General features: G+C 26.3%; 2 protein-coding genes and 1 pseudogene. 1 reads left to right on the top strand and 2 read right to left on the bottom strand.

Going from position 1 to position 1,569, the window contains the following annotated elements:
* Positions 1–201 (top strand): annotated as a pseudogene (locus HMPREF0202_RS15255) (IS21 family transposase); the annotation flags it as partial.
* 257 nt (positions 202–458) lie between these two features.
* Here HMPREF0202_RS15255 and istB read toward each other — a convergent pair.
* Positions 459–1,205: an IS21-like element helper ATPase IstB gene (istB, locus tag HMPREF0202_RS05305; RefSeq protein WP_023052229.1), complete on the bottom strand. Its 747-nt coding sequence runs from the start codon at positions 1,203–1,205 to the stop codon at positions 459–461.
* The coding region (locus HMPREF0202_RS05300) for a hypothetical protein (protein ID WP_023052228.1) at positions 1,199–1,569 on the bottom strand (371 nt) is incomplete at its 5' end. The genes HMPREF0202_RS05300 and istB, both read right to left, overlap by 7 nt.

Here is a 1,569-nt window from a genome sequence, read left to right as displayed (position 1 = left end):
GAAAATTTAGGAGATATCATTAAAACTGATTTGTTTCAAAAGTATATAAATACCATGAATTTTAAAGTTCATCTTTGTAGAGCTTTTGATCCTCAAAGTAAAGGAATAATTGAAGCTGTTGTTAAATTTGTAAAAAATAATTTTGCTAAACATAGAGTCTTTACAAACATTGATGACTTTAATGCTCTTTGTTTAGATTAGTTAAAAAGAACTGGAAATGCAAAAGAACATCTACAACAAGTACTTTCATTCCTCTTTAAAAAAGAAGAATCAACTAACAGTATTGTAACCTATTCTTTGTCAAAAGACAATACTGTAACATATAAAAGTAATAGGTATCAACTTTCCAAAAGAAACATATTGTTAACGGCAAGTTTCTTTTGTTGTTTTTTTGACATTTTCGATTGTTGTAAAATTGACATTTCAGAATGCTGCTTTTTTGGCAGACCTAATTACACCTATTCATTAAACAAATGCTCTCTTTTTTCCAATCTATAACTATTTCCTGTTAAGTTGAATATTTCGCATCTAAAAGATAATCTATCTAATACTGCTGTTGCTAGCGCTGGATCTCCTAAGAATTCTGTCCATTCACTAAAGGTTTTATTTGATGTAATAACCATTGCCACTTTCTCATCTAATTTTGAAATTAATTGGAAGAAAAGATTTGCTTCCTCTTTACTAATGGGAAGATATCCAATTTCATCTAATAACAAAACTTGAGCGTTAAGAATTCTTTTATATAGTAAGTTATATTTATATGAATCTTTTCGGTACTTCAAAATATCAATTAAATCAGTCATTGAAACAAAAAAGACATCGTATCCTTTTTTTAGAGCTTCAACTCCCAAAGAAACCATTATTCTAGTTTTACCTATTCCAGGAGGACCTAGAAAAATTAATTTAAACAAGCGATCTATCCATTGCATTTCACATAGAATATTTATTTTTTTCTTTGAAATTGATTTTTGAAAATTAAAATCAAAATCACTAAAATCCTTATGATATGGAAGACTAGCCTTTTTTAATCGCATCTTATATTTTTTAGCTTCTCTTTCTTCAATTTCCATTTTAAAAACATTTTTTAGAAATTCACAATATGAAACGTTAGATTGCTCTGCATTTAAGAGATAATCATCAAGATTATCCCTTAAATTATTTAAATTTAATTGTATTGCCAACTCTTTTAATTCTTGATTTAGCATAACTTCACCAACTTTTCTTCGTATTCAGAAAGTTCTCTAGTTTCAGTAACTATATTTTTTAATTTATCAGGAATATTTTGTAAAGAAGGTTCTGATTCAGTATTTTTCTTGGTATTACTAAGAAGTTTCGCCAAAAAATCTAAATCAAAATTATCTTTGGATATACATTCTTTAATCGCATCTAGAAAAATTTCTTTATTATATTCAGCAGATAAACTATCGATTCTTTTAAATTGAGATTTTATATATCGTTTTTTTAATATTTCAATATTTTCTATATACTGAACAATTAAATTTTTGTGAGAATAACGATTTAAAATTTTAGATTTAAGCTCCAAAACTTTAGGATTAGGCGTTGTATTTC

This window comes from Cetobacterium somerae ATCC BAA-474 (assembly GCF_000479045.1).
GTDB lineage: Bacteria > Fusobacteriota > Fusobacteriia > Fusobacteriales > Fusobacteriaceae > Cetobacterium_A > Cetobacterium_A somerae.
The sequence above is the reverse complement of the archived record's forward strand: the minus strand, read 5'-3'. Positions and strand labels throughout refer to the sequence as shown.